Origin of the sequence: Nocardia sp. NPDC051833 (assembly GCF_040681225.1) — a bacterium.
Lineage (GTDB): Bacteria > Actinomycetota > Actinomycetes > Mycobacteriales > Mycobacteriaceae > Nocardia.
In genome coordinates this window covers 233038-257980 of the sequence record NZ_JBFAYK010000001.1, presented here as the reverse complement: position 1 = coordinate 257980, position 24943 = coordinate 233038, and the positions used below count along the sequence as shown (strand labels likewise).

Annotated in this window: 21 protein-coding genes and 1 pseudogene; 15 read left to right on the top strand and 7 right to left on the bottom strand. The window is 68.5% G+C overall.

Annotated features, from left to right (window positions below; translation table 11 throughout):
• The first annotated feature begins 40 nt into the window (after positions 1-40).
• The 4 genes from AB0L91_RS01235 to AB0L91_RS01220 all read left to right on the top strand — a co-directional run bounded on the left by AB0L91_RS01235 (position 41) and on the right by AB0L91_RS01220 (position 4528).
• Positions 41-454, top strand: coding sequence for a nuclear transport factor 2 family protein (locus tag AB0L91_RS01235; protein WP_365006829.1), 414 nt, complete (start codon positions 41-43; stop codon positions 452-454).
• 315 nt (positions 455-769) lie between these two features.
• Complete coding sequence (locus AB0L91_RS01230) at positions 770-2170, top strand: APC family permease (protein ID WP_365006828.1); 1401 nt, start codon at positions 770-772, stop codon at positions 2168-2170.
• 1 nt (position 2171) lies between these two features.
• A complete protein-coding gene (locus AB0L91_RS01225; protein ID WP_365006827.1) occupies positions 2172-3062 on the top strand; it encodes an NAD(P)-binding domain-containing protein in 891 nt (296 codons plus the stop codon).
• Complete coding sequence (locus AB0L91_RS01220; protein ID WP_365006826.1) at positions 3059-4528, top strand: oligopeptide:H+ symporter; 1470 nt, start codon at positions 3059-3061, stop codon at positions 4526-4528. Before AB0L91_RS01225 ends, AB0L91_RS01220 begins: the two co-directional genes overlap by 4 nt.
• Before the next feature lie 112 nt (positions 4529-4640).
• Here AB0L91_RS01220 and AB0L91_RS01215 read toward each other — a convergent pair.
• The 3 genes and pseudogenes from AB0L91_RS01215 to AB0L91_RS01205 form a co-directional block, all read right to left on the bottom strand.
• Positions 4641-6172 (bottom strand): annotated as a pseudogene (locus AB0L91_RS01215) (long-chain-fatty-acid--CoA ligase).
• A gap of 98 nt (positions 6173-6270) precedes the next feature.
• Positions 6271-7320, bottom strand: coding sequence for an alpha/beta hydrolase (locus tag AB0L91_RS01210; RefSeq protein WP_365006825.1), 1050 nt, complete (start codon positions 7318-7320; stop codon positions 6271-6273).
• 231 nt (positions 7321-7551) lie between these two features.
• Positions 7552-8976 carry an APC family permease gene (locus tag AB0L91_RS01205; protein WP_357344852.1) on the bottom strand — a complete coding sequence of 475 codons (1425 nt, stop codon included), beginning with the start codon at positions 8974-8976 and terminating at the stop codon, positions 7552-7554.
• Between the two features lie 241 nt (positions 8977-9217).
• On the opposite strand from AB0L91_RS01205, the gene AB0L91_RS01200 reads away from it, so the two are divergent.
• The 3 genes from AB0L91_RS01200 to AB0L91_RS01190 all read left to right on the top strand — a co-directional run bounded on the left by AB0L91_RS01200 (position 9218) and on the right by AB0L91_RS01190 (position 10959).
• Positions 9218-9886: an MspA family porin gene (locus tag AB0L91_RS01200; RefSeq protein ID WP_357344854.1), complete on the top strand. Its 669-nt coding sequence runs from the start codon at positions 9218-9220 to the stop codon at positions 9884-9886.
• 72 nt (positions 9887-9958) lie between these two features.
• Entirely contained in the window at positions 9959-10624 is a 666-nt protein-coding gene (locus AB0L91_RS01195) for an MspA family porin (protein WP_365006824.1), read from the top strand.
• A gap of 98 nt (positions 10625-10722) precedes the next feature.
• On the top strand, positions 10723-10959 hold the full coding sequence (locus tag AB0L91_RS01190) for a hypothetical protein (RefSeq protein ID WP_365006823.1): 237 nt from the start codon (positions 10723-10725) through the stop codon (positions 10957-10959).
• A gap of 56 nt (positions 10960-11015) precedes the next feature.
• Here AB0L91_RS01190 and AB0L91_RS01185 read toward each other — a convergent pair whose 3' ends face one another.
• Together AB0L91_RS01185 and AB0L91_RS01180 are read right to left on the bottom strand one after the other, a co-directional pair.
• Positions 11016-11393, bottom strand: a complete 378-nt coding sequence (locus tag AB0L91_RS01185) for a hypothetical protein (protein WP_365006822.1) — start codon at positions 11391-11393, stop codon at positions 11016-11018.
• On the bottom strand, positions 11390-11974 hold the full coding sequence (locus AB0L91_RS01180) for a TetR/AcrR family transcriptional regulator (RefSeq protein WP_357344862.1): 585 nt from the start codon (positions 11972-11974) through the stop codon (positions 11390-11392). The genes AB0L91_RS01185 and AB0L91_RS01180 overlap by 4 nt, the downstream gene beginning before the upstream one ends.
• 219 nt (positions 11975-12193) lie before the next feature.
• On the opposite strand from AB0L91_RS01180, the gene AB0L91_RS01175 reads away from it, so the two are divergent.
• From AB0L91_RS01175 to AB0L91_RS01140, 8 genes are all read left to right on the top strand, one after another.
• Positions 12194-13162 carry a LysR substrate-binding domain-containing protein gene (locus tag AB0L91_RS01175; protein ID WP_365006821.1) on the top strand — a complete coding sequence of 323 codons (969 nt, stop codon included), beginning with the start codon at positions 12194-12196 and terminating at the stop codon, positions 13160-13162.
• An 80-nt stretch (positions 13163-13242) separates the two neighbouring features.
• Complete coding sequence (locus tag AB0L91_RS01170) at positions 13243-14544, top strand: D-arabinono-1,4-lactone oxidase (RefSeq protein ID WP_365006820.1); 1302 nt, start codon at positions 13243-13245, stop codon at positions 14542-14544.
• A 2-nt stretch (positions 14545-14546) separates the two neighbouring features.
• The gene (locus AB0L91_RS01165) at positions 14547-15539 is read left to right on the top strand and encodes a pyridoxal-phosphate dependent enzyme (RefSeq protein ID WP_357344868.1); all 993 of its coding nucleotides are present in this window, start codon (positions 14547-14549) and stop codon (positions 15537-15539) included.
• Between the two features lie 23 nt (positions 15540-15562).
• Positions 15563-16975, top strand: a complete 1413-nt coding sequence (locus AB0L91_RS01160; protein ID WP_365006819.1) for an amidase — start codon at positions 15563-15565, stop codon at positions 16973-16975.
• Between the two features lie 144 nt (positions 16976-17119).
• Entirely contained in the window at positions 17120-18598 is a 1479-nt protein-coding gene (locus tag AB0L91_RS01155) for a glyceraldehyde-3-phosphate dehydrogenase (RefSeq protein ID WP_355277402.1), read from the top strand.
• Positions 18599-18888: 290 nt separating this feature from the next.
• Positions 18889-20235: a hypothetical protein gene (locus tag AB0L91_RS01150; protein ID WP_365006818.1), complete on the top strand. Its 1347-nt coding sequence runs from the start codon at positions 18889-18891 to the stop codon at positions 20233-20235.
• 123 nt (positions 20236-20358) lie between these two features.
• Positions 20359-21597, top strand: a complete 1239-nt coding sequence (locus AB0L91_RS01145; protein ID WP_357344874.1) for a MoxR family ATPase — start codon at positions 20359-20361, stop codon at positions 21595-21597.
• Positions 21594-22808, top strand: a complete 1215-nt coding sequence (locus tag AB0L91_RS01140; protein ID WP_365006817.1) for a VWA-like domain-containing protein — start codon at positions 21594-21596, stop codon at positions 22806-22808. The genes AB0L91_RS01145 and AB0L91_RS01140 overlap by 4 nt, the downstream gene beginning before the upstream one ends.
• A gap of 20 nt (positions 22809-22828) precedes the next feature.
• Here the strand turns inward: AB0L91_RS01140 and AB0L91_RS01135 are convergent, their stop codons facing one another.
• Together AB0L91_RS01135 and AB0L91_RS01130 are read right to left on the bottom strand one after the other, a co-directional pair.
• Entirely contained in the window at positions 22829-24316 is a 1488-nt protein-coding gene (locus AB0L91_RS01135) for an ABC transporter ATP-binding protein (protein ID WP_365006816.1), read from the bottom strand.
• A 206-nt stretch (positions 24317-24522) separates the two neighbouring features.
• Positions 24523-24939 (bottom strand): hypothetical protein, encoded by a 417-nt coding sequence (locus AB0L91_RS01130; protein WP_357344880.1) that lies wholly within the window; start codon positions 24937-24939, stop codon positions 24523-24525.
• Positions 24940-24943 lie beyond the last annotated feature (4 nt).

Genomic DNA, 24943 nt, shown 5'->3' with positions numbered 1-24943 from the left:
GCTCGGGCGGCCCGCCCGCTGCGACTGTGAAGGAGGACCCGTGTCCATTTCCAAACACGCCGTCTACACCGGGAAAATGAACGAGATCTGCGCTGCGGTCGCTGCTCGCGATCTCGACACAGTTCTCGAATACTTCGACGACGAGTGCGTGGTCGTCAACGGCGCCGGCGGGACCGTCGGCGACAAGTCGGCACTCGTTCCCGGATTCCAACAGATGTTCGCGACGTTTCCCGATTGGACCCCACGGGTGGCCGCGTCGTTCGTCGAAGGCGACACCATCGGCGTGCTCTTCGAAGTGACGGGCACACCGGGTGGGGAAGGTGCCGGAGTCACCTGGATCGGGACCGGCTACTCGACGTTCGATCCCGAGACCCTGAAGATCGTCCGCGACGTGTACTTCATGGACGAGGCCGCGCTGGAGCAGAAGATCAACGACGCGTCCGCGATCGGCTGAGCACGTCCGGAGCGAGGTGTCGCGGTAGGCATTGTGCCCCGGCACCCGTTCCGGCGTGCAGCACAATGCTGTAGAGATGCAGATCACTCCGAACTCAGAATGAGACATCGCACACAGTGCGATCCGAGGTGGTGGCAAGGCGAGCGCATCGACCCGTTCGATACGCGGAACCTGCCGATTTCGATTCTTGTCTTCCTGCCGCATTGACTCCCACCATGCGGCTGTTCGCAGCTATCGATGCTGAGTTTTCAGTGGTGCGCCAACCATTCGGGACAGCAAGTACATGGAAGGTGGACGCCACTGATGAGTGGATATGTGCCTGAACCAGCGGCCGCGCAGGCAGACAGCGCGGACGCGCGCGATACCGAGAGACCGGGGCAGCGGGGAATCGGCCGGGCGACGCTGGTCTCACTGAGCCTGGCGTCATTCGTGCCCGCTGTCGCTTTCGCCACCGGCCCCCTGATCATGTTCTCCGCAGTGGGAGCGATGGCGTGGGTGTCCGCATCGGTGTCGATGATCGCCACGATCTGTATCGGGGCTTCTGTCATTCACTTCGCGCGTCGCTATGTGGCGTCGGGTTCGCTGTATTCCTATGTCGGCTACGTTTTCGCGCCGTGGTCGAAGAAGATTGTCGGGGCCTCGCTGCTGGGTGCCTACATCACGGGCGTCGCCGGTCTGATCGTCGTCGTCGGAATGTATCTGGGGAGTTTTCTGCATTCGCTGGGCGTGGAGTCCGCGGCGAAGCTCGGTTCCCTGCTGATCATCGGCGCGGTGACGATCGGTGTCATCGCCGTCGTCGCGGTGCGCGGACTCGATACCTCGATCTGGGCGGCGATCGTGTTGACCGTCGTCTCCTTGCCGCTGGTGCTGTTCATCGTGGGTGCCAGTGCCGTCCACACCGGGATCGACGTCGCGGCCCAGCTGGACTTCGCGAGCTTCGAGATCAGCGGCGCGCTGCGTGGCGCCGCACTGGGCATGGTGGTGCTGGTCGGCTTCGAAAGCTGCGCCGCGCTGGCGACCGAAACCGCCGATCCACGGCGAAATGTTCCGTGGGCGATCATCGCGCCGCCCGTGGTCATCGGTGGCGGGATGCCGATCTTCATCATGCTGACGGTTCCCGGCCTGCTGGCCGCCGGTGATGACCTCGCGGCCGGTGTATCGGCGCCCGCCGCGCTCGCGGCACAGGCCGGACTGCCCACCTGGATCGGGCAGTTCAGCGACCTGGTCCTCGCGATCGCGTCGGTCGGTTCCGCGCTGGCCTTCCTGAACTACGGTGCGCGACTTGTGGTGCGGCTGGCCGAAGACGGCCTGCTTCCCCCGGCGTTCGCCCGGGTGGATGTCCGCCGCGGCACTCCGGTCACCGCGATTGCCGGCGTCGCGGTGGCGAGCCTGGGATGGCTCGTGGTTTCCGCGAGCCTGCTGCGGAACATCGTCGAGGTCTACACGATGACCGCCGCGCTCGTGATCGACCTCTGGGTGCTGCCCTACATCCTGATCGCGGTGGCGGCCGTCGTGCAGACGGTGCGCGAAGGGCAGATCCGCCCCTGGCTGTGGGGCGCGTCGGTGATCGGCGCCGTGTCGATGACGTGGGTATTGATCAGCGGCATCGCCGACGCCGCGCCGGGAGCCGCCAGCAAGATGATCTACGTGATGATCGCGACGGTCGCGGTCCTGCTCGGGGTCTTTCGCTACAGCCGGACACGATCGGGGAACTGACATGGCAGAAACGATTCGTCCCCATGAGGTCGTCGTGATCGGGTGCGGACTGATGGGGTCCGCCATCGCGCGAGCGTTCGCCGCCACGGGGATATCCGTGGCCGCGTGGAACCGCACGCACAGCAAGGCCGAGGCGCTGGCCGTCGACGGAATCACCGCTGTGCGCGACATCGGCGACGCGATCGCCGCGGCGCCGCTCGTCATCGGTTGTACTACCGGCTACGACACCCTGTGGTCGGCGATTGCCGATGTCGAGTCCGGCTGGGACGGTACGACTGTGGTCAACCTGACCGCCGGCACACCGGCAGAAGCCGAGCAGCTGGAAGCCAGGGTGGTCGCTACCGGCGCGCGGTACCTGGACGGCATGATCGTCTGCTATCCCGACGCGATCGGGACCCCGGACGGCTTCCTCTGCTACGCGGGCCCGTCGTCGGTGTGGGCCGACCATGCGGAGCACCTGACGGCGCTCGGTGGTGGCACACGTTATCTGCCGGGCGGTATCGGGGCCGCGAAGGCGATGGCGGAGTGGTGCGGGGCGTTCTTCGTCCCGTCGCTGGTCAGCTACATCGAGGCGGTGGCCTTCGCCGCCGATCAGGGCGTCACCCGCGACGAGATCGATGCGCTCACGGCGATGATGATCGCGCTGCTGGCGCAGGCGGTGCCCACGATCTCGGCAGCGGTGAGCAGTGGCGAGCACGGCACCGATCAGGCCACGATCACCACCTTCCACGACCCGAGCGTGGCCGTGGTGCACGCCATGGAGGCGCACGGACATCGTGCGTCGATGTATTCGGCGGCCATGGCGAGAATGCGCGCGGCCATCGACGCGGGCCTGGGTGAGCGTGGCATGTCGGCACTGGCGCTGTCCGGAAGACAGGACGTGGCGGTATGAAGTCTCCTGGCACCATCGAAACGGGGCAGCTCACCGCCGGCCGGAAGCCGACCGGCCGATTACCCCGCCAGTTCTGGGGACTGGCAGCCACCGAGGTATGGGAACGGTTCAGCTTCTACGGATTGCAGGCCGTTCTCAGTTTCTATCTCTTCTACTCCATCACCGACGGCGGTCTCGGATTGCCGACGGACTCGGCCGTCGGGATCGTGGGTGCCTACGGCGCGTTCGTCTACATCATGCAGTTCGTCGGCGGCTGGCTCGGCGACCGGTTGATCCCACCGAGGGTTCTCGTCCTGGCCGGTGGTGTCGTCATCATGGCGGGCCACATCGCGCTCGCCGTGGTCCCCGGACTACCGGGCCTGGCGGTGGGGCTGGTGTGCATCGCTGTCGGTACCGGCGCGCTCAAGACGAACATCTCGGTGATCGTCGGGCGCCTGCTGCCCGCCGACGCGGCCTACCGTGACGCCGGCTTCTCCTATTTCCTGATGGCGATCAACACCGGTGCCCTGATCGGTCCGCTCGCCACCGGGTGGATGCAGTCGGTCGCAGGCTTCCACGCGGCCTTCGTGATCGCCGCGATCGGGATGGCTCTCGGCCTGGTCCAGTACATCGTCGGCTATTCGCGACTGCCCGCGGAGTCGGCGATCGTCGCCGACCCGGTCCGCGGCCGCGCACTCCTCGTTCCCGCGACGGTCGGGGCTGTGGCGGCGGTGCTGCTCGTCGCGGTTGTCGCCTCCGGCGTCGTTCCACCGGAGGGTCTGACCTACCTGGCCGGTGGGCTCATCGTCGTCTGCGCTGCGGCCTTGTTCGGCGTCGTGTTGCGAGCGCCGACCACGACCGCTGTGGAGCGGCGTCGGGTTCTCGGGTTCTTGCCGCTGTGGGTCGCCGCGGTGCTGTACTACGGGATTCTGCTGCAGATCTTCACCACGATGGCCCTCTTCATCGCGGACCGGGTCGATCTGCGCGTGCTGGACTGGGAGATGCCCGGGGCGTGGTTGATTGCCTCGTTCTCGGTATTCGGAGTCTCCCTGACGCCCGTTATCGCGCGGTTGTGGGCACGCGGTTGGTTTGCCCGGTTCGGCGCGGCGACAAAGGTGACGGTCGGACTCGTCCTGGTGTCCTCGTCCTACTTGATCCTGCTGCTGAGCGAGTTCAGCCCGGGCAAGACCGTCTCCCCGATCCTGGTCATGGCGACGATGGCGATCGCCGGAGTATCCGAGGTGTTCGTCAATCCGGTGACGTTGTCGTTGGTGACACGGATCGCCCCCGAGAACTTCCGGAGCCAGCTGACCGCGCTCGGCGTGATCGTCATCGGCGGTGGTGCGGCGCTGTCGGGGATCCTCGGAATCCTGTTCACCGTGATCCCGACACTGACGTATCTGATCGGCGTCGGCGTCGGCGGGCTGCTGATCGCCGCGACCTTGCGTGCGCTGTCACCGTGGATCCAACGGATGGTCTCGGAATGATCGGCGGGTAGTCGACCAGGGCAGGCCCGCGTCGACCGAGGGGTGGCACCGGACCTACGGTGCCACCCCTCGCGCGTCTCGCGATCCCGTTCGGGTCAGCCGTTTTTCGTGCTCAGCCGCGGACCCGGTCGCGGTACCCCTCCCACTCACGGTCCTTGAGTACGAACTTCTGGATCTTGCCCGTCGACGTCTTGGGCAGCTCGCCGACGATCTCGATATCCCGTGGCGCCTTGTACCGCGCGAGCCGTGCGGTCACGTGCTCGCGCATCTCGGCTGCGGTCGCGGTCTGCCCGGGCCGCAGGATGACGAATGCCTTCGGCCGTTCGCCCACCTGTCGTCGGGAACGCCGACGACCGCGACCTCGTCGACGGCGGGATGCGACAGCAGCGCCTGCTCGACTTCCACGGTGGAGATGTTCTCGCCGCCGGAGACGATGATGTCCTTGGCCCGATCGCGTAGCTCGATGTAGCCATCCGGGTGCATGACACCGAGATCGCCGGAATGGAACCAGCCGCCGGTGAACGCCTTCGCGGTGCCCTCCGGGTCCTGGTAGTACCCCTTCATCACGTTGTTGCCACGCATCACGATCTCACCCATGGTGCTGCCGTCGGCGGGTACGTCCGCCAGCTCGTCGGAGGCGGTGTCGGTCCGTACCACCCGTAGCCGATCGGCCTGGATCATCGCGACACCCTGCCGGGCGCGCAGGCGTGCGAGCTCGGCGGTATCCAGGGTTGCCCAGGCCTGCTGCTCCACGCAGATCGACATCGGGCCGTAGGTCTCGGTGAGACCGTAGACGTGGACGATCTCGAGGCCCATGTCGCTCATCCGGGAGATGAGTGTGGGGCTCGGCGGTGCGCCACCGGTCGTCACCGTCAGCCGCCGCGTCAGCTGATGGGCGTTCGCGGCGTTGAGGATCGTGTTGACGACGGTGGACGCGCCGTTGAGATGGGTGACGCCGTGCCGGTCGATCAGATCCCAGATCACCTCGCCCCGTACCTCGCGCAGGCACACCTGGGTACCGCCCGCGCCGGCTACCGCCCAGCCGGTCGCCCAGCCGTTGCAGTGGAACATGGGCAGGGTCCACAGGTAGACGCTGCGATCGGTGTGGGTGGAGTGGACGATGCCGCCCAGCGCGTTGAGATACGCGCCGCGGTGGGTGTACATGACGCCTTTGGGGCGGCCGGTCGTGCCGGAGGTGTAGTTGATCGAGATGACGTCGTTCTCGTCGGGGACCGACCACGACAGTTCGCGTGTCGAGGTGAGTCCGAGCTCGAGCAGTTCGGTCAGCGGAGTGGACGACGCGACCGGGTCGCCGGCGGGCGCGGCGGCCGGATCGGTGATCGCGACCAGCGTCTGGACCGTCTGCAGATCCGGCGCGAATTCCGCGACGCGAGGGGAGTATTCGGAGTCGTAGACGAGCACGGAGGCGCCGCTGTGATCGCAGATATAGGCGATCTCGGCAGGGGAGAGCCGGGTGTTGATCGCGACGAGAATCGCGCCTGCGAGCGGGACGGCGAACTGCGCGACCAGCGCCTGCGGGATGTTCGGGGTCAGATAGGCGATCCGGTCGCCGGGACGGACACCGGCTTCCAGGAACCCCCGGGCGATCGTCTCCGAGGCGTCGGCGAGTTCCCGATAGGTCATCGTGATGTCGCCGTAGACCACGGCGGGGCGGTCGGGGTAGACGTCGGCCGAACGCCGCAGATACGACAGCGGCGTCAACTGCGTGGAATGGGGATCGTTCATCTCTTCGCTTTCTCCAGTGGATTCGGGGTCATCACTTCGGCGATGGCTTCGGCGAATCGCACGGTCGCCGCGCGGCTCGTCCGGCTGAACGCGGTGAAGGAGATGAATCCGTGTACCAGCTTCTCCTCGCGCAACAGCCGCGTCGGCACGCCTTCCGCGGCGAGCCGCTCGGCGTAGTCGATGCCCTCGTCGCGCAGCGGATCGAAACCGGCCACGGCGACCACCGCGGGCGGCAATCCGGACAGATCCTGCGCCTGCATCGGCGAAACCCGGGGATCGTGGCGTTCGATCCCCGGGGGGAGGTAATGGTCGACAAACCACCCGATCTGCTTGACCGACAACGCCGGTGAATCGGAGAACTCGCGATGCGAGTCGTAGAACACGGACAGATCGGTCACCGGGTACAGCAGCGCCTGGGCCGCCGGGACCACCGCGCGTCCACGGAGTCGGCTGGCGAGCACGGTGGCGATATTGGCCCCCGCGCTGTCGCCACCGACTGCGACCCGCGTCGCCGGTATCCCCCACGCGGGTGCGAGCGCAACGGCGAAATCCCATGCGGTGAGGGCGTCTTCGAGTGGAGCGGGAAAGGGGTGCTCCCGATACTCCACGGCCAGTACGTCGAGCCCACTGTGGATCGCGAGCCGACGAGCTGGTGCGTCGTAGCCGGTACGGTTGCCGAGAACGAAGCCACCACCGTGGAAATACACCAGCAGTCCGGCCGATTCCGCCGAGGCGCGGTAGCGTGTCGCCGCCAGACCACCTGGCAACTCGAGATCCTCCACCAGGTACAGCGGCGGCAGCACTTCGGCGAGGGTGGCGCTGTCTGCGTCGGGCATCTCGCGTGCCCGGACCGGCTCGTGATCGCTGTAATCGGGCCCGTCGGCCATCGCCTTCATCAGCAGGGCGATCTCCGGGGCCATTCGACTGCCGGCCTTGTTGGTCGGCGCGTCCGCGAACAGATTCAGGATCGCCGCCGGAGTTCTGCCGCAGAGGATGGTCGCACAACGGATGAGCCGCTGCGATAAGGACGGCGTGCGCGCGGCCATCACGCCACCTCGGCAGCGGTGACGCGCACAGTCGACCGCGGACCATGCCCGGTCGGCAGAGGCCGGCCTCGTCGAGTCTTCGCAGCAACCATGATGCTGACTCCTACTTCCTGATCGTCGGATCGGCGGTGCATCGATACTCGCTGCACCGGCATCCGGCAAACCATTGAGGAAGCGTGCGGATTCCGGCGGTTCTGTGTGCAAACTGCTGAATCGCCGAGTGACGAACTGTCAGTCGCCGGCCGGCTCCCTGTCGAGGCCGCGGGCGTGGCGGGTGGACCCCGCTGCGTCGCTTCGACGTCTGATGATCCGCAGCGTCAGACCCAGCGCGGCGACCGCGGCCACGGCGGCGTAGGTCATCGCATCGATGGGCGGAGCCGGAGGGTTGATGAAGCTGTTGACCCACGGCCAGACCATCCCCAGCGCACCGATCGCCGCGCAGCAGACCACACCGATTCCCAGCGCGTTCTCGCGGACCAGGAGAACGACCGCCGCGGCACAGATCAGCACGTAGGGCAGCACCCAGAGGTAGACGGTCATCGTCGCCAGTGCCGAGTACATCGTGAGCAAGCTGTCCGCACTGATGACCACGGTGCCGATCAAGATCGATGTCGAGGCGCCCGCCGCGAACCCGATCGCGCGGCTCGGCGTGCCGAAATCGTGGTTTCGCCGAGCGAAGAGCCGTGGCAACAGACCGTCCTCGGCGGAGGCGGCCAGGATCCGTGAGAGGTAGTTGGTGTATCCGAGAAGGGCCGCGAAAACCGCTGCCGCCAGCAGCAGATCGGTGGCTCGGGCCACGCCGTCGCCGAGCCCGGCCTCGACAGCCAGTGCCGCCGGTGCGGAGATCCCCGCGGCCAGCTGGTCACCGACCCGCATCAGGCCGGGAATCTGCAGGACCGTCATCAGGAAATAGCCGAAGACGAGGATCGGAACGACGAGAACGGCGAGCGGGACCGTTTTCTTCGGGTCGGTGGTCTCCTCGGCCAGCGTCGCACCACTCTCGAAACTGACCAGCCATGCGGCCGCGGCACCGAGGCCGATGACGATGCCGGAGATCGAAGCGCCCTCGAGGGAGAGCTGCCGGTCGAGTTCGAGCCCGGTGTGCCACGCACTGGCACCGCTGATGAACAGCAGGACCGGGACCGAGACCGCGGTGAGCAGTATCGCGACCCGGGCGGAGGCGTCGAGCCCACGCCGTGCGATCACCGCGGGTACCACGCCCGACACCAGGAACATCACGACCATCGACGTCGGCGATGTCGCGGCATCGACCCCCATGCCGGCCAGAAAACTCGACAGATAGATCGCGAACAGCACTTGGATGCCGATCAGCTGTCCCAGGTAGCCCAGCATCAGTGCGGCCGCGACAACAGTTCGTGCCCACCGGCCGAAGACCTCGCCGACGAACGACGCCAGTGAGCCCGAGGAGACATACCGGCGGGCGAACACGATGACGATCCGGGCCAGTGCGAAGCCGATGGCCGCAGTGAGCAGCGCGGCCACCCAGCTGCCGTAGCCGGCCGGTCCCACCAGCAACAGCGGGAACGAGGCGATGCCGACGGCCGGAATCGCGCCGGAAGCGCACAGGGCCAGCAGTCGGGCCTTGCTCAGCGGAGCCGACGTTCCGCCGTCTGCCTGGGCGGGGGCAACTGACATTTCATACCTCGAAGAATGCGGGGGGTGTATCCCGGCATTGTGCTTTCCCGCACCGATCGAGGAATAGGACAGTTTGCTGCGCGGTCGAGGCCGGGAAGGTGCACAACTACGTAGCCGGGTCACCCGGCCGAAGGGCAGTGTTTCGCATCACATCGCGAGAGTGATGTGCGCCACTCGGGGCCCCTCGGTCTGCCACCCGGAGATCGAGAATTCCCGGAATCAAGAGGAGATTCTGATCATCATGAGTTCTCGTTGGGCAAGGACACGACTGTCCGTCGTACTGGGTGTCTCCGGTATCGCCGCGGTGTCCTTCGCTATGGCGACGTCGATCCCGGCGGCCGCCGATGTGTTCGTCCCGCTCCCGGACGGGGCCAAGTCGGGGCCGGGTGTCACCGTGACACGAACCGGTGAGCGTGCCGTGGTCTCGCCATCGATGGCGGGCAACGGCGTGGGTCGGGTGGTGTGGGTGTCCGGACGGGCGAGCGCGGATGTCACCGTCACGCCGGCGGGAGAAGTCGGCCCGACCAACGGTCCGGCCGGTCTGCCGGGGAGCAACAACTCGTCCACCCACGGCGCTTCGCAACTGAACACCGGCTACATCGTCGGCTGTCAGGTGAGCATCGCCGACGACGCGATCGGTGCGGGTGTATCCGGCGGGATCTCGACGGCCGGGGTCAGTGCGGGCGGCTCGATCGGCGTCAATCTCGGTCCCGGCGAGGTCAAATTCGTGCAGATCGACTACAAGGACATTCTGGAGCCCGGCGTGTACTCGGTGGAATACCGCGACGCCGAGATCGAGATCCAGGGCTGTGCGGGCTACGCGCAGGCCCGCGCGTACACGGTGGTCGAGATCATCGGTGACCACTATTCCAAGACCTCGCTCTACGGTGCTCCCTTCAGCATCGGCTGAGCGGCCGGCAATTTCCGAAACCATCGTCCATCGCGTCGTATCGCGAAACGTGAACCCACCAAGGTGAATTCGATGTCCAACCGTAAGTATTCCACTCGACTCGGCTTCGGCGCGGTCGCTTCCCTCGCGCTCGCCCTGGCCGCTGTGCCTGCGTCGGCCGCCGACACCTTCGTCCCGCTGCCCGGGGGCGAACTTGTCGAAACCCTGTCCGACGGCACTGTGGTCACCGTCCGGCTGACCGGGGAGTCGGCGAATATCAACCCCTCGCTCGGCTCGACACCCGTGCACCGCAATGCGTGGGTCTCGGGCTCGGCTCAGGTCGACGTCGCCGGCACCGGTTCCGGGGCGGGCGGGCTCATCATCCCGGGCTATGTCGTCGGTTGTCAGGTGAACATCGCAGGCGGCGGTGTCGGCGGCGGCGTGGAAGGGGCCTCGGACTGGGAAGGAAACGCGAGTGCGGGCGTCGGCACCAGCGGTGAGCTGTCGCTCGGGCCGGGCCAGGCCAGGTCGTTCTACATTCTGGATCGAGAGAAGGCCGACGACTTCGGCGCCGAGGACCACAAGGTCTACAACGTCTTCTCCGGTACCAGCGGTTCGGTGACCTGGTCCGATCAGACGATCGGCCTGACCGGGTGTGGTGGTTATGCGCAAGCGCGCGCCTTCGTCAGCGTCGAAATCGTGACAGACCGCGTCACCAGCTGGGTGACGCTGTGGGGTCAGCCCTTCAGCCTCGGCTGAGTCGAGATCCCCGCCGCGCCTCCGTGTTCACCAGTCGACTCCGCCGGAGCGGTCACACCGCGTAGTTGTCGTCATCTCCTCACTGATTGGTCCCCACCATGTTCGAGCAGTTCGCCCCACGGTTTCCGGAGCCGGATGTGATCGTCCGGATCCACTGGTCAGAAATCGGGGGCGACTGCTTGGACCTCTTCTATGAGGCGTGCACGAGCGCCGCACGCCGATTCGTGGCCTCTTTCAACGCGACTCATGCCGACGCTGTCGCCACGACGCTGGCCGATACCGCCGCGCTGTTGTTGCCGCGACTGCCGTGTGAACGGAACTGGACAATTCCGTAGCTGTCGACCGCGGGCGGCGCCGCCCGCGTGGTCGGTCGAATGGCCCTTGCCCGCGTCTACGTCGCGCCGAGTCCGGCCAGTATCGCGATGGGCGCCAGCAGTATCCATTGCGGCAATCGCAGGAGCGCGGCCCGGCCGGGCAGCCGTAGCGCGATCACGAAGAAGACCAGCGCGTATCCCGCGAACCGGGCCGCGGTCAGGGCCGCGACCAGTTCGGTCCCTGCCGGTTGCCACCACGCCAAGGCGAGCAGGGTCGCCGCGGTCGCGAGCAGGTCGACGCTGACCATGTGCCACACCGCATGCAGCGTCCGCTTCGTGACATCGGCCAGCGAGGAGGTCAGCAGCGGTCGCACCGGATCGACATGCCCGCCGACGAGATGGATCGCCGACACGACCGTCGCGAGCAGGCCGGCGGTCAGCAGGTACCCGTTCATCGCGGCCCGATTCCGGCCGTGACGATTCTGCCGAGCCGGGCGGCGAGGTCGGGAGTCGGTGGTTCGCCGAGGACGCCGAGGTGGAAGAAGATCGTGCCCGCGATCGCGTCGAGGACGAGCTCGATCGCGACGTCCTCGCCCACCTCGCCGCGCGCACGCGCGCGTTCGAAGATCTCGACCATTCGCAGCTTCGCGGGGGCCAGGAACGAATCACGCAGCACGGTGCGCAGTTTCGGGTCGGCGGCGAAGTCGGCGAGCAGGCCGGGGAGCGCGGCGGCTGCGGCGGGCGCGCTGAGCTCGTCGATCAACGCGTCGATCAGCGCGGTGACGTCGGCCCGCGTTGTGCCCTCGTCGGGTACCGGTCCCAGGTCGACACGGGTGAACACCGCTTCGTAGACGACCTCGGGTTTCCCTGTCCAGCGTCGGTAGATCGCGTCCTTACCGACTCCGGCGCGTGCGGCGATCCCGGTGATCGAGGTGGCCGAGTAGCCGATCTCGACAACCAGCTGTTCGGCGGCGTGCAGGATGGCCGCGTGGGTGCGGTGGTCGCGGGGGCGTCCGGCAGGAGCGGGTGAACTCATGCGATTAACAATACGGGTCTACCCGTATTGTTAATGCGTGGACTGCGGCACAGCCCTGTAATCGGCCCGGACGAACCGAGATCGGCAGCGCCGAGTTCGACGCACTCGCCGCCCGGCTACGCGCCGAACTCCCCGCGCTCGATGTCCTGGTCAACGCCGCCGCCATCGCCGGTGCCCGGGCCGGACCCACACCGTGGTGTACTCCGTACGCTGGTGCGGATGGACCTGCACATGCGACACCTGCGCTACTACGTGGCGGTGGCCGAGGAGCTGAACTTCACCCGCGCCGCGCAGCGACTGCATATCGCGCAGCAGGCCCTGAGCGCGCAGATCAAGCAGCTCGAGCAGGCGGTCGGGGTGACGCTGTTGGTGCGCGATACCCGCAATGTGGCGTTGACCGCCGCCGGAACCGCGTTTCTTGCCGACGCGCGGGCCCTGCTCGACGCCGCGGACACGGCGGTGGACCGGGCGCGAACAATCCAGCGCGGTGAATACGAACAGCTGACCTTGGGTTTCCTCGAAGGGGCGGCGCTCACCCTCACCGATCCCATCCTGTCGGCGTTTCGGCAGCAGCATCCACAGGTGCAGGTGGAACTGCGGCAGTTCGGGTACGACGATCCCTCGGCGGGGCTCGACGGGGGAGCGGTCGATGTCGCCTTCGTCCGGCTGCCGGTCTCGACGCCAGAGCTCGAGTTCGAGCCGTTGTTCGGTGAACCGGTCGTCGCCGCGTTACCGGCCCGGCATCGGCTCGCCCGGCGGCACGAGGTATCGGCCCGAGAACTGCTCGACGAACCCCTCCTGAGTTCGGCCTGCACCGACCGGACGTGGAACGCGTTCTGGGAACTCGATTCCCACCGGGGTGGACGACCCGCGCCGGTGGTGTCCCGGTCCACCACCTTGCTCGAGGAAATGCACAAGGTCATGACCGGGGTGGGGATCGGGGTCACCGTCGCCTCCTGTCGCTGGCTGCCCTTCCCCGGTGTCACCTTGGTGCCTATTCGCGATGCGGCGCCCAGCCAGGTGGCGGTGGGCTGGCGGCGCGGACAGTCGTCGGCACTCGTGCGCTCGTTCGTGGCGCTGGCACGGACGGTGCGCGATGAGCGAGCGGATCTGGTGCTGGCCCTGGCGGAACCCGACTTCACCGACCCCACGCCACCGCCGGCGCTGAGTCCGGCCGGGCCGAGCTGAGGATTCACAACCAGATTTTGTCGATCACCCGTATCTGAGTGTTTCCGCGACATCGGTCACGGGTCCTAGCGTTTCACTCCATGAATCAAGGGTCTTGGCGGAACTTCGCCGGTGATCAGGTGTGCCGTCCCCGGACGATCGAGCACCCGGGGACCGCGGCGGAGTTGACCGCGGTGCTCGAACGTGCCGACGCCCGTGGGGAGACCGTCCGGGTCGCCGGCTCGGGGCATTCGTTCAACGATGCCGTGCTCACCGAGGGCACGATGATCAGCTTGGCGAGGATGAACCGGGTTCTCGATATCGATTCCACGTCCGGGCTGGTGCGCTGCGAGGCGGGCATCTCCCTCGGCGCCTTGAGCGCGGCCATGTGGCAGCAGGGCCTGGCCTTCGCGAACCTCGGCGACATCGACGTGCAGTCCATCGCAGGCGCCACCGCGACCGGCACGCACGGGACGGGCATCGGCCTGCCGAATCTGTCGGCGAGCCTGCGATCGATCGAATTGACCACAGCCGACGGCAGGCGGGTGGAGATCGATGCCGACAGCGACCCGGAGGCCTACCGTGCGGCCCGGGTCGGTGTGGGCGCGCTCGGGGTGGTGAGCGCGGTGACCCTGCAGGCAGTGCCTGCCTTCACGCTGTCGGGGGTGGACACCGTGGCACCCCGCGCCCAGGTACTCGAGCAACTCGACGACCTGGTGGACAGCAACGATCATTTCGGCTTCTTCGCCTTCGCGCACAGTCCGCTGGTGATGACGAAGACCTGGAATCGGACCTCCGAAGCGCCCAGGCCGCTGCCCGCGGCCGCTGAGTGGATCCAGGACGAACTGCTCACCAACTACACGTTCTGGGCGATGTGCCGGTTGGGCCGCGCACGGCCGCAATGGATTCCGGCGGTGAATCGGCTGTGCACCAGGCTGTCGGGCACGACCCGCCGCGTCGATCGTTCCTATCGGGTGTTCGCCACACCGCGTCGAGTGCCGATCACCGAGATGGAGTACGCCATTCCCCGCGAGCACGCCGCGGAGGCGGTGCGCCGGATTCTGGCCCTGGCCGAAGAATCGCGCTTCGATGTCCCGGTGCCGATCGAGGTGCGTTTCGTGGCACCCGATGATGCGTTTCTCAGCCCGGCCGGTGACCGGCCCACCTGCTATATCGCGGTGCACCAGTTCGAGAATATGGCCTGGGACAACTATTTTCGGGCCGTCGAACAGATCATGATCGGCTATGGGGGGCGACCGCACTGGGGCAAGCGGCACTTCCGCACCGCCGCTGACCTGGCCCCGGAATTCCCGCATTGGGATCGGTTCGCGGCGGTGCGCGATCGGCTGGACCCGCAGCGGCGTTTCACCAACGCCTACGTCGAACGAGTGTTGGGGAACTGACAGTGCCACTTCTGCACGAGCGCTACCCGAACCTGCGCGATTCGCTCCCGCACCTGTCCCTCGGCGCGGCGCCCACCCCGGTCCGCCGCCTGTCCTTCCCCCACACCGGTGCCGAGATGTGGTGCAAGGACGAAGGCACCTTCGGCGACGGCGGCTGGGGCGGCAACAAGGTTCGCAAACTGGAATGGCTGCTGCCCGACGCGATGCGCAGGGGCCGACGCACCATCCTCACCGTCGGCGGCCTCGGCACCAACTGGGGGCTCGCCACCGCCCGCTACGCGCGCGAGCGCGGACTGCACACCGTGCTCGCCCTGATCGATCAGCCACTCGACGATCATGTGATCGCCCAGCTCGAACGCATCCGACACTCGGGTGCCACTGTGTATCTCACACGTTCCGTGGCTCGCACAGCCGTGGCTGTGCCGTGGCTGATGGCGCGCCACAGCAACGGCGCCACACTGCCGTACTTTCTCCCGGCGGGCGGATCGTCACCGATCGGCACACTCGGCTACGTCGAGGTGGCCCTGGAAATCGCCGACCAGGTCGCGAGCGGGAGCCTGCCCGAGCCGACGCACATCGTCACCGCGATCGGCTCCGGCGGCACCGCCGCCGGGCTCAGCCTGGGCCTGGCCCTGGCGGGTCTGCGCACGCGCGTGGTCGGAGTCGTGGTCAATGACCAGCTGCGCCTGGACGACCGCCGCCTGCTCCGGGCGGCCCGGCGCACCGAGCGCCTGCTCCGCACGCGTGGCGCGCGGCTGCCGGACCTCGACCTCACCTCGGATCGCCTCCTGCTGATCCGCGATCAGCTCGGCGACGGATATGGCCATGGCACCGAATCCGGCAGTGCCGCAATGAAACTGGCGCATTCCGAGACCGGGCTCGAGCTCGATCCTGTCTACACCGCCAAGGCCATGGCCGCGGTGCTCGACCTCGACCGGGATCGGCGGTTCGGTGACGGGCCGATCGTCTATCTGCACACCGACGGGCCGCGATGAGCGGCGCACCAGGAGAATCACCGATGGAGACGTCCACGGACGGACTGGCCGACATCGCGCGCGCGATCGAGGCCGGGCGACTCACGGCGGTCGCTGCGGTCACCGCGGCGCTGGACCGCATCGACGCCGCCCAGCGCGACATCAACGCCTTCCGCCTGGTTCGCCGCGACCAGGCGCTCGCCGAGGCCCGCGCCGCGGACCGGCAGCTCGCCGCGGGCGTGCGGCTGCCGCTGCTGGGTGTGCCGATCGCGGTCAAGGACGACACCGATGTGGCGGGGGCGCCGACCGCGTTCGGCTGCGGCGGCGACGTCCCGCCCGCCACCGAGGATGCCGAGGTGGTGCGGCGACTACGTGCGGCCGGGGCGATCATCGTCGGCAAGACGAACACCTGCGAGATCGGCCAGTACCCGTTCACCAACGGCGCGGCCTTCGGGCACACGCGCAATCCGTGGAGCGCGGGGCACACACCGGGTGGGTCCTCCGGCGGCAGCGCCGCCGCGGTGGCGGCCGGGCTGGTGCCCGCCGCGCTGGGTTCCGACGGTGCCGGTTCGATCAGGATCCCCGCGTCCTGGACGAATCTGGTGGGGATCAAACCCCAGCGCGGGCGCGTGTCGACCTGGCCCGAGCCGGAAGCGTTCCACGGTCTGACGGTCAACGGCCCGATCGCCCGCACGGTCGCCGATGCCGCGCTGCTGCTCGACGCCTGCTCCGGCAACCATCCGCGGGAACTGCACTCCCCACCACCGATCCGTGCTGCGGACGCGGTCGGACGCGACCCCGGGCGAGTGCGGGTCGCGGTCGCACTGCGGGCGCCCTTCACCGGCTTCCCGGCTCGGCTCGATCCCGAAGTCCGCGCGGGTGTGCAGCGCGTCGCGGCCTGCCTGCGCGCACTCGGTCATGTCGTGGTCGTCGCGGACCTTCCCTACAACGCCTTGTTCAGTGCGTCGTTCCTGCCGCGTTCGCTGGCTGGGGTGGCCGCATGGTACGACCGGATGGGTGATACAGCGCGGGTGGACCCGCGCACTCGGGCCAATGCCCGCACCGGTCGCCTGCTCGCGGGTCTGCCACTGACCGCCGCGCGCAGGCTGGAGCCACTGCTCCAGCGGCGGATCGGCGCGATGTTCCACGACTTCGACCTGGTTCTCGCACCGACGACCGCCACACCGCCGTTTCCGGTCCACGCGCCCGACGGACTCGGCAGTGTCGCGACCGACCGCCTGATCATCGGTAGCTGTCCCTACACCTGGACGTGGAATGTTCTCGGCTGGCCGGGCGTGAACGTTCCCGCGGGATTCACCGCTGCCGGCTTGCCGGTCGGCGCGCAACTGCTCGGCACGCGGAACTCCGAGCCGCTGCTGATCGCCACGGCGGCCCAGCTGGAATCGGAGCTGCGCTGGGACCGCGCCCGTCCGGATCCCTGGTGGCTGCGCGAGTGAACCTCGGTCCGTGGTGCGGCCGATCGTGATGTTGTCGTGACCTGCGGAGTGGCGGAAACCTCACTGGTGGGGAGCCGGTCGCAGTGAAAATGCGGTGCTCCTTAGCATCGAGGGTGACTATCAACGAGAACCTGAGGACGTGTGGTGACCACCGAACAACTTGACCGCTGGAACGCTCAGGAAGCCGCCGCCGAGGCGATGATCCCGATCATCGGCACGCTGTACCGCGGCACGGGCGTGACGATCCTGCTGCACAGCCGGTCGCTGGTGAACAAGTCGGTGATCAGCATCCTGCGGACGCACCGGTTCGCGCGGCAGATCGCCGGCGAGGAACTGTCCGTCGACGAGACCCTGCCCTTCCTGCAGGCGCTGAGCGAGCTGGACCTTGGTCCGTGCAAGATCGACCTCGGACAGCTGGTCATGGCCTACCGCGCCGACGACCGCGGACTGTCCATCGCGGAGTTCACCGCGACCGTGCTGGCCGAGGTGATCGACGGCAACAAGGCCGAGCCGCAGGGCCCGCGCGATGTCGTGCTCTACGGCTTCGGCCGCATCGGTCGGCTGGTGACCCGGCTGCTCATCGAGAAGGCCGGCTCCGGCAACGGGCTGACCCTGCGCGCCGTCGTGGTCCGCAAGGGCGGCGACGACGATCTGGCCAAGCGCGCCTCGCTGCTGCGCCGGGACTCGGTGCACGGCCACTTCAACGGCACCATCAAGGTCGACACCGACAACGACACGATCACCGCCAACGGCAATGTCATCAAGTTCATCTACAGCGATGATCCGACCACGATCGACTACACCGCGTACGGCATCGACAACGCCATCCTGATCGACAACACCGGCCGATGGCGCGACCGCGACGGTCTGTCCCAGCACCTGCGCCCCGGTATCGCCAAGGTCGTGCTGACCGCGCCGGGCAAGGGCGATGTGCCCAACATCGTGCACGGCGTGAACCACCGCAGCCTGGACCTGTCCCAGCAGATCTTCTCCTGCGCCTCCTGCACGACCAACGCGATCGTGCCGCCGCTCAAGGCGATGGACGACGAATTCGGCATCCTGCGTGGACATGTCGAGACGGTGCACTCGTTCACCAACGACCAGAACCTGCTCGACAACTACCACAAGGCCGACCGTCGCGGCCGGTCCGCGCCGTTCAACCTGGTGCTCACCGAGACCGGCGCCGCGTCCGCCGTCGCGAAGGCGATGCCGGACTTCAAGGCCAAGATCACCGGCAACTCGATCCGGGTGCCCACGCCGGACGTGTCCGTCGCGATCCTGAACCTGCAGCTCGCGCAGGAGACGACCAAGGAGGACGTCCTCGCGTACCTGCGTCAGGTCTCGCTCGCGGGCCCGTTGAGCCGCAACCTCGACTACACCGCGGCCAACGACGTGGTCTCGAGCGACTTCATCGGCTCGCGCGCGGCGTCGATCATCGACGCCAACGCCACGATCGTCGAGGGCGACACCGCGATCCTCTACGTCTGGTACGACAACGAGTTCGGATACTCGTGCCAGGTCGTGCGCACCGTGCAGTACATCTCGGGTATCGAGTACCCGACCTACCCGCAGATCGGTGCGCCGACCGCCGAGCCCGCGCTGGCGGCCGCCGACGGGCGGTAATTCGCACCGCGACCTGCGGATCAGGCGGGCGCGCGACCTCCGGTCGGCGCCCGCCTGCCCGGCCCTCGCGTTGTCGAGCCGGGCGGCGATGTGCATACTGGACACATGACATCGAGTCGAAAGGGCGTTCGGCGCCCGGGCCGTTGAGCCCCCTGCCGGTCATCGCACCGGCTTCCCTCCCGCTCGATAGAGCGGAAATTCCGCAGTATCTTCGCGCGTCCGGACCACCCGGCGACGATGCCCGCCTGACCTTCTGGCTGCGGGTCCGTGAATTCGCGGTGCCACCCACCATGATCGATCGCGCCACCGCACGGCGGCGCGTCGGCGACTGGGCCGGAGCCTGCGCCGCGGCCCACGTCGACGTCGACATCGATCTCCGCGCGCTCGGCCGGACACACGGCGGGGAACTCGCCGCGCGGGTGCGCGCCGATCTGCGTCACCTGGCACCGGATCTGCTGCGCTGGCACCTGCCCAGAGTCGCGCCCGACGGACTGCTCCGGCCAGGCCTGACGATCACCCTGGCGCGCTATCCGATCACCGAAACCTCTGGTGGCAGTGACGGATTCGTGCACCTGGTGGTGCGGACCGCACCGGCGTGGGCCGAGGCCGGGCAGCGGATCACGCTCGCGCTCTGGGACGGTTCCGGAACGAGTCCGCACCCGCACGCCCGGCCGCACCGGCGCTTCCGGCTCGATCTGCACCGGCACCTGTGGGACGCGCGCAGGACCGGCGAATTGCCGGGCCGCTCCGGCGCGGGCTCCGAACCCACAGAACGCTGGATGCTCACCGGGACAACGGAATCCACCGCTGACGACGGGCCATGGACAGCCCTGGAGTCGCAGGGGTGCGCGGTCGGCCGATGGGCCGCCGAGGCCGCGATCCTGCTGCGCGCCGAGCGCTCACCGGCCGGTCTGGTGCTCGTGCGCTACGGCGCCCGTCGGCGGATGGTCCTCGATCTGAGTGAGGAGCCCGCGGCATCGGGCGTGCTCGACGCCGATCCGGTGCCGCGGATCGCGCGGAACCACACGCGCGGAGCGGAATCCGCGCTACCAGTGCTGCCCGATGCCGCGACCTGGACCCTCCCCGATCTGCTGTTGCTGCGTGCCGGCGCGATCACCGCGGATCGGCTCCATCCCCTGGTCGCCGCGGCGCTCGACCCGGACGGCGGATCGGTCGGCCCGGACCGCGATGCGGACGCCGGTGGTCCGCGGATCGTCGACTGCCGGGGCGCGCGGCATCGGATCGGCTTCGTGAACGGCGCGCTCGCCGCGCTGGATCACGACCCGGCCGAAATCCGGCGGGAGGAACTGCTGGTCGCGCTGACCGGCACCGCGCTGCCGTGCCTGCGGGCCATCGACGAGGCGCATCGGCGGCCCGACCGCCTCGCCGGTATCCGGGAGCGGCTGGACCACGGCGACACCGACGGCGCGCTGGCCGTGATCGAGGGCCTGCTCGGTACGGGTGCGCAGTTGCGCGATGGACCGCTGCGCGACGAACTGGAATCCGCCGTGCGGCGGCGGATCACCTACGGCCTCTTCCGGGCCGGGCTGTCCGCGCCCGGTCACGGTCTCGACCGGTCCGCCCCGCGTCCCCGCAGCGAGCGGGCGGCGCATCCGCGCCACACCCGAACCTCCTGACCCGCACGGCCCGCGCCGCGCTCACCCATCGCCTGGACGACCTTCGTCCGGCAAGGCTGCGGGCGCGCATCGGCCGACCTGCGTGTGACTCCCCATTCCTCTTCGACCCCAAGGTGATTCCTCATGACTGTGCGCACCCTTTTCCCGCCGCGTCCGACCACCGGCACCCAGCTCCGCGTCGCGGACGAACTGCTCGCCCTGCTCGGTGAGACGACGACCGAACCACGCCCCGATGCCCGGCTGGAGGCCCTGACCCTCGCGGTCGCGGCCGATCTGCCGGTGCTGCTGTGGGGCGAGCCGGGGATCGGCAAGACCGCCGCGCTGACCCAGCTCGCCGACTCGCTCGACCTGCCGTTGACCACCGTGATCGCGAGTGTGCACGAGCCGTCGGACTTCTCGGGCCTGCCCATCCTCGGCGACGATCCGGCGGTCCAGGGCGTGCCGATGGCGCCGCCGGACTGGGCGGTGCAGTTGGTCAGGGCCGGGCGCGGTCTGCTGTTCCTCGACGAACTGTCGACCGCACCGCCCGCGGTGCAAGCCGCCCTGCTGCGGCTGGTGCTCGAGCGGCGGATCGGCTCGTTGCAGTTGCCGCCCGGTGTCCGCATCGTCGCCGCGGCCAACCCGCGCTCCTCGGCCGCCGACGGCTGGGAACTGAGCCCGCCGTTGGCCAACCGCTTCGTGCACCTGCAGTGGACGCACGATCACGAGGTTGTCGTGCGTGGCCTCGGCGGGACCTGGCCGCGGGCGACGCTGCCCCGGCTGAAGCCCGAAAAGCTGCCGGAGGCCGTGGCTTTCGCGCGACGCGCGGTGTGCGAGCTGCTCGCGGGCCGCCCGAAACTGGTGCACCAGCTGCCGACCACCGAGACCCGGCGCGGCGGTGCGTGGCCGTCGCCGCGCAGCTGGGAGATGACCGTCCGGCTGATCGCCTTCGCCACCGCGGCGGGCACCGACCGCGATGTGCTGTCGACACTGGTGCGCGGCACCGTCGGTGACGGCCCCGGCTTCGAGCTGCTGACCAGCATCGACCGGATGGACCTGCCTGATCCCGAAGTGCTGCTGGCCGATCCGGCGGCCGCCGTGCTGCCCGCACGGGGCGATCTGCGCCAAGCCGTGCTCGACGCCGTCGTGGCCGCCGTGCGCAGGCGCCCGGAGAAGGCGCGCTGGGAGGCGGCGTGGGCGCTGCTGGCCGGGGCCGTGGCGACCGGGGCACCGGATCTGGTGGTGGTCCCCGCGACCACGCTGGCCACCCTGCGCCGCGACGACTGGGAGATCCCGGCCGCGATCGAGCACCTCGCCGGCTCCGTCTCGGTGTCACGTCAGGCCGAGCAGGCCACGGCCCGCGTCACCGGGGCACGCCGATGACGACCGTGCTGGATCACGAGAAGCTGTATGCCGCACGGCTGTACGCGGTGTCGGCGCGGCCCTACCTGGCCACCGCCCTGTACGCGCTGCACATCGTCGAGTCCCGGCAGGTGCCGACGATGGGGGTGGACAAGTATTGGCGCTGCTATGTCTCACCCGCGTTCGTGGCCGGTACTCCGGTGGAAGAACTCGCCTCGATCCTGGTGCACGAGGTGTCGCACCTGCTGCGCGATCATCACGCGCGCAGCGATCGCTACGCTCGCGCGCACGAGCTGACCGGTGCGGCGGAGCGCCTGCGGATGAACATCGCCGCCGACGCCGAGATCAACGACGACGCGTTCGGCGACGGCCTCGTCACGCCGGCGGGGGCGGTCCTGCCCGCTGACCTCGGTCTGCCGGCGGGCGAGCTCATGGAGGACTACCTCGGTCAGTTCCGGCTGGGACGGCTGACCGAGCACCTCGCCTGGCTCGACTGCGGCAGCGGCGCCGACGGCCTCGACCGCGGCTGGGAACTCGGTCCCGACGGCGCCGACGGCCTCAGCGAGCAGGAACGCGACGCGGTCCGCTTCCGGGTGGCGCAGGGCATCGTCGGCAGGCCGGGCGACGCGCCCCAGGGATGGCAGCGGTGGGCCGAGGCGGCTCTGCATCCGCCGCAGCCGTGGCGGGACCTGCTCGGCGCCGCGCTCCGCTCGGCGGCGTCGGCGCCGGGCGTCGGCGCGGACTACACCTACGGCCGCCCCGCGCGGCGCTCGGCCGCGCTGCCCGGGGTGGTGCTGCCCAGCCTGCGCCGCATTCCCCCTCGGGTCGCGGTCGTCATCGATACCTCGGGGTCGGTCAGCGATGTCGAATTGGGCAGCGCGCTACTGGAAGTCGCCGCCATCACCCGCGCGGTCGGCGGCCGCCGCGACCTGGTCACCGTCCTGTCGTGTGACGCCGCGGTGTGGATCGCGGACCCGCTGTGCCGGGCCGAGGGCATGACATTGATGGGCGGTGGCGGCACCGACCTGCGCACCGGATTCACCGCGGCGCTGCGCACCCGCCCGGACGTGGTGGTGGCCCTGACCGACGGCCAGACGCCGTGGCCGGCCACTCGTCCGCCGTGCCGGACGATCGTCGGGCTGTTCCGCCGTCCGGGCGCGTGGAGCGAGGCCGATCCGGACTACGTTCCGGACCGGCCTCCCGCCTGGGCGCGGGTGGTCGACATCGGCTGAGACCGATGGGCCTGGGCAGGTCAGACCTTCGCGCCGACGAGTTGCCGGTAGTCACCGTTGCGGGCAACCAAGTCGTCGTGCGGGCCGGTGTCGACGATCCGTCCCTCTTTGAGGAACACGACGGTGTCCGCTTCACGAATCGTGGACAAGCGATGCGCGATGACCAGCAGCGCGCACTCCTTCCGCACGGACTGGATCGTCACGTTCAACGCCTGCTCGGTCTCGGCATCCAGCATCGCCGTCGGCTCGTCCAGCATCATCAGCACCGGCCGCCGAATCAAGGCCCGTGCCAATGCCACTCGCTGCCGTTCGCCGCCGGAAAGGAGAACACCGTGCTCACCCACCGGGGTGTCGAGGCCACGGGGCAGCCCCGCGACGAGATCGGCCAGGCCGGCCAGCTCGATCGCGCGCCGCAGGTCATCGTCGGTGAGACCTGGCTGTCGATAGGTCACATTGTCGCGGAGGCTACCGAACAACAGCGGCGCATTCTGTTCCAGCAGACTGATTTCCGAGCGCCAAGCTCGACGCGGCTGATCGACATACGACCGACCCGCCAGCAGGATGTCACCGCCGTTCGGATCGTAGAACCTGCTCACCAACGAGAAGACCGTGGACTTTCCCGCGCCCGAATGCCCGACCAGCGCGACATGGCCGCCTGGTGGCACCGCGAAGGACACTCCGTCGAGGATGGTCCGCTCATCGTAGGAGAAGCGCACATCCCGGAACTCGAGCGCGTGATCGCCGTCGTCGGCGCGCTCCGCACACGTTGTGCTCGCCGGCTCGGCGCCGTTCCGCCGGATGTCGTCGACGTCCTCGGAAGGCAGGTCGAGGGTGGAGTGAATCCGGCTGAGCGCGCCCAGCGCCTGTTGCAGCCCGACCGATCCGTTGAAGAGGTCGCTGACCGGGATCAGCAGATTCATGGCGAGAAGCATCATCGATACCAGGCCACTCAACTCCATCTGGTGATGTGCCACCCGGACACCACCGACGAGGAGTGAGACGACGAACGACCCGGTCACCGCCAGATGCATGGCCGGATTTCCCAGCGCCTTCAGCCTGGCGGCGCGCATGCCGGCGGCGAACGCGACCTCGGCCAGTTCGGTCAGATGTTCGTGCTCACGGTCTTCGGCATTGTTCACCTTGACGGTGCGAACCCCGGTGAGTGCTCGTTCGATGTCCGCGGACATCGCGCCGACGCTCGCCTGCAACTGCGTCGAAGCTTTCTCGATTCTTGTCATGACCAGCAACATCGCGCCCGCGGCGACCGAAACGGTGGCGATGACGATCGAGAAGAGCAGCCAGTCGATGTAGATCATCACCGCGATCGTGCCGACCAGGGTGATCGCGCCGGTCAGTAGCTGCACGACGCTGGAACCGATGGCGTTGCGCACCACCGTCGAATCGAGCGTCACGCGGGAAATCAGGTCCCCGACCCGCAGCGACTCGAGGGTGGGAATTCGCAATCTCAGCAGATGCCCGGCCAGCCGACTGCGCACCGTCAAGAGCACCGACTCTGCGGACCCACGAGCTACTCGGTGGCGGATAATCGTTGTCAGCCGACATCGTCACTCACGTCCCCCCCGTCGGCCGACGACGATCAGCCGCCTGTAGGGCCCGGCTCACCGACCAGCTTGCCGTCTGCTTCGACCCATGTGTGTGCGGCAAAGGGTAGTTCCTGGGCCGAGGAGACATGACGTCGATGGGGGTGGGAGGCCTAGGCGGCGACGCGGCGCCGGGCCGAAAGGCGCTGTGCCACCAGCATGTACAGGCCGGAGAACAGCAGTCCGGCGAGGGGGATCAGGGGGAGGTAGGACACCCAGACGATCGGCTCCGGCAGGGCGAGGGCGATGACGGTCGCGACGACGGTGACCACGAAGACCGCGGCCGACCAGCGATGCAGGCGGCGGGCATTCGCGCGCCCGCCGGTCGCCGCGACCTGCCGTGCGTTGCTGCGGTAGTACCGGACGAACAGGACGCTGCCGGAGAGGAAGAGTCCGGCGAGGGGGAGCAGCGGGAGATAGGAGACCCACTCCGGGCCGCTCAGCGCCAGCACGACCACCGTGAGGACCACGATCGTGGTGAAAGCGATGGCGAGCCACCGGTGGGATCGGCGTACCCAGGTGCTGGTCATCGGG

Coding starts and splice junctions, on each gene's coding strand:
- AB0L91_RS01225 (WP_365006827.1), top strand. CDS start 2,172: ATGGCAGAAACGATTCGTCCCCATGAGGTCGTCGTGATCGGGTGCGGA.
- AB0L91_RS01220 (WP_365006826.1), top strand. CDS start 3,059: ATGAAGTCTCCTGGCACCATCGAAACGGGGCAGCTCACCGCCGGCCGG.
- AB0L91_RS01210 (WP_365006825.1), bottom strand. CDS start 7,320: ATGGCCGCGCGCACGCCGTCCTTATCGCAGCGGCTCATCCGTTGTGCG.
- AB0L91_RS01205 (WP_357344852.1), bottom strand. CDS start 8,976: ATGTCAGTTGCCCCCGCCCAGGCAGACGGCGGAACGTCGGCTCCGCTG.
- AB0L91_RS01200 (WP_357344854.1), top strand. CDS start 9,218: ATGAGTTCTCGTTGGGCAAGGACACGACTGTCCGTCGTACTGGGTGTC.
- AB0L91_RS01195 (WP_365006824.1), top strand. CDS start 9,959: ATGTCCAACCGTAAGTATTCCACTCGACTCGGCTTCGGCGCGGTCGCT.
- AB0L91_RS01190 (WP_365006823.1), top strand. CDS start 10,723: ATGTTCGAGCAGTTCGCCCCACGGTTTCCGGAGCCGGATGTGATCGTC.
- AB0L91_RS01185 (WP_365006822.1), bottom strand. CDS start 11,393: ATGAACGGGTACCTGCTGACCGCCGGCCTGCTCGCGACGGTCGTGTCG.
- AB0L91_RS01180 (WP_357344862.1), bottom strand. CDS start 11,974: ATGAGTTCACCCGCTCCTGCCGGACGCCCCCGCGACCACCGCACCCAC.
- AB0L91_RS01175 (WP_365006821.1), top strand. CDS start 12,194: ATGGACCTGCACATGCGACACCTGCGCTACTACGTGGCGGTGGCCGAG.
- AB0L91_RS01170 (WP_365006820.1), top strand. CDS start 13,243: ATGAATCAAGGGTCTTGGCGGAACTTCGCCGGTGATCAGGTGTGCCGT.
- AB0L91_RS01160 (WP_365006819.1), top strand. CDS start 15,563: ATGGAGACGTCCACGGACGGACTGGCCGACATCGCGCGCGCGATCGAG.
- AB0L91_RS01150 (WP_365006818.1), top strand. CDS start 18,889: ATGATCGATCGCGCCACCGCACGGCGGCGCGTCGGCGACTGGGCCGGA.
- AB0L91_RS01145 (WP_357344874.1), top strand. CDS start 20,359: ATGACTGTGCGCACCCTTTTCCCGCCGCGTCCGACCACCGGCACCCAG.
- AB0L91_RS01140 (WP_365006817.1), top strand. CDS start 21,594: ATGACGACCGTGCTGGATCACGAGAAGCTGTATGCCGCACGGCTGTAC.
- AB0L91_RS01130 (WP_357344880.1), bottom strand. CDS start 24,939: ATGACCAGCACCTGGGTACGCCGATCCCACCGGTGGCTCGCCATCGCT.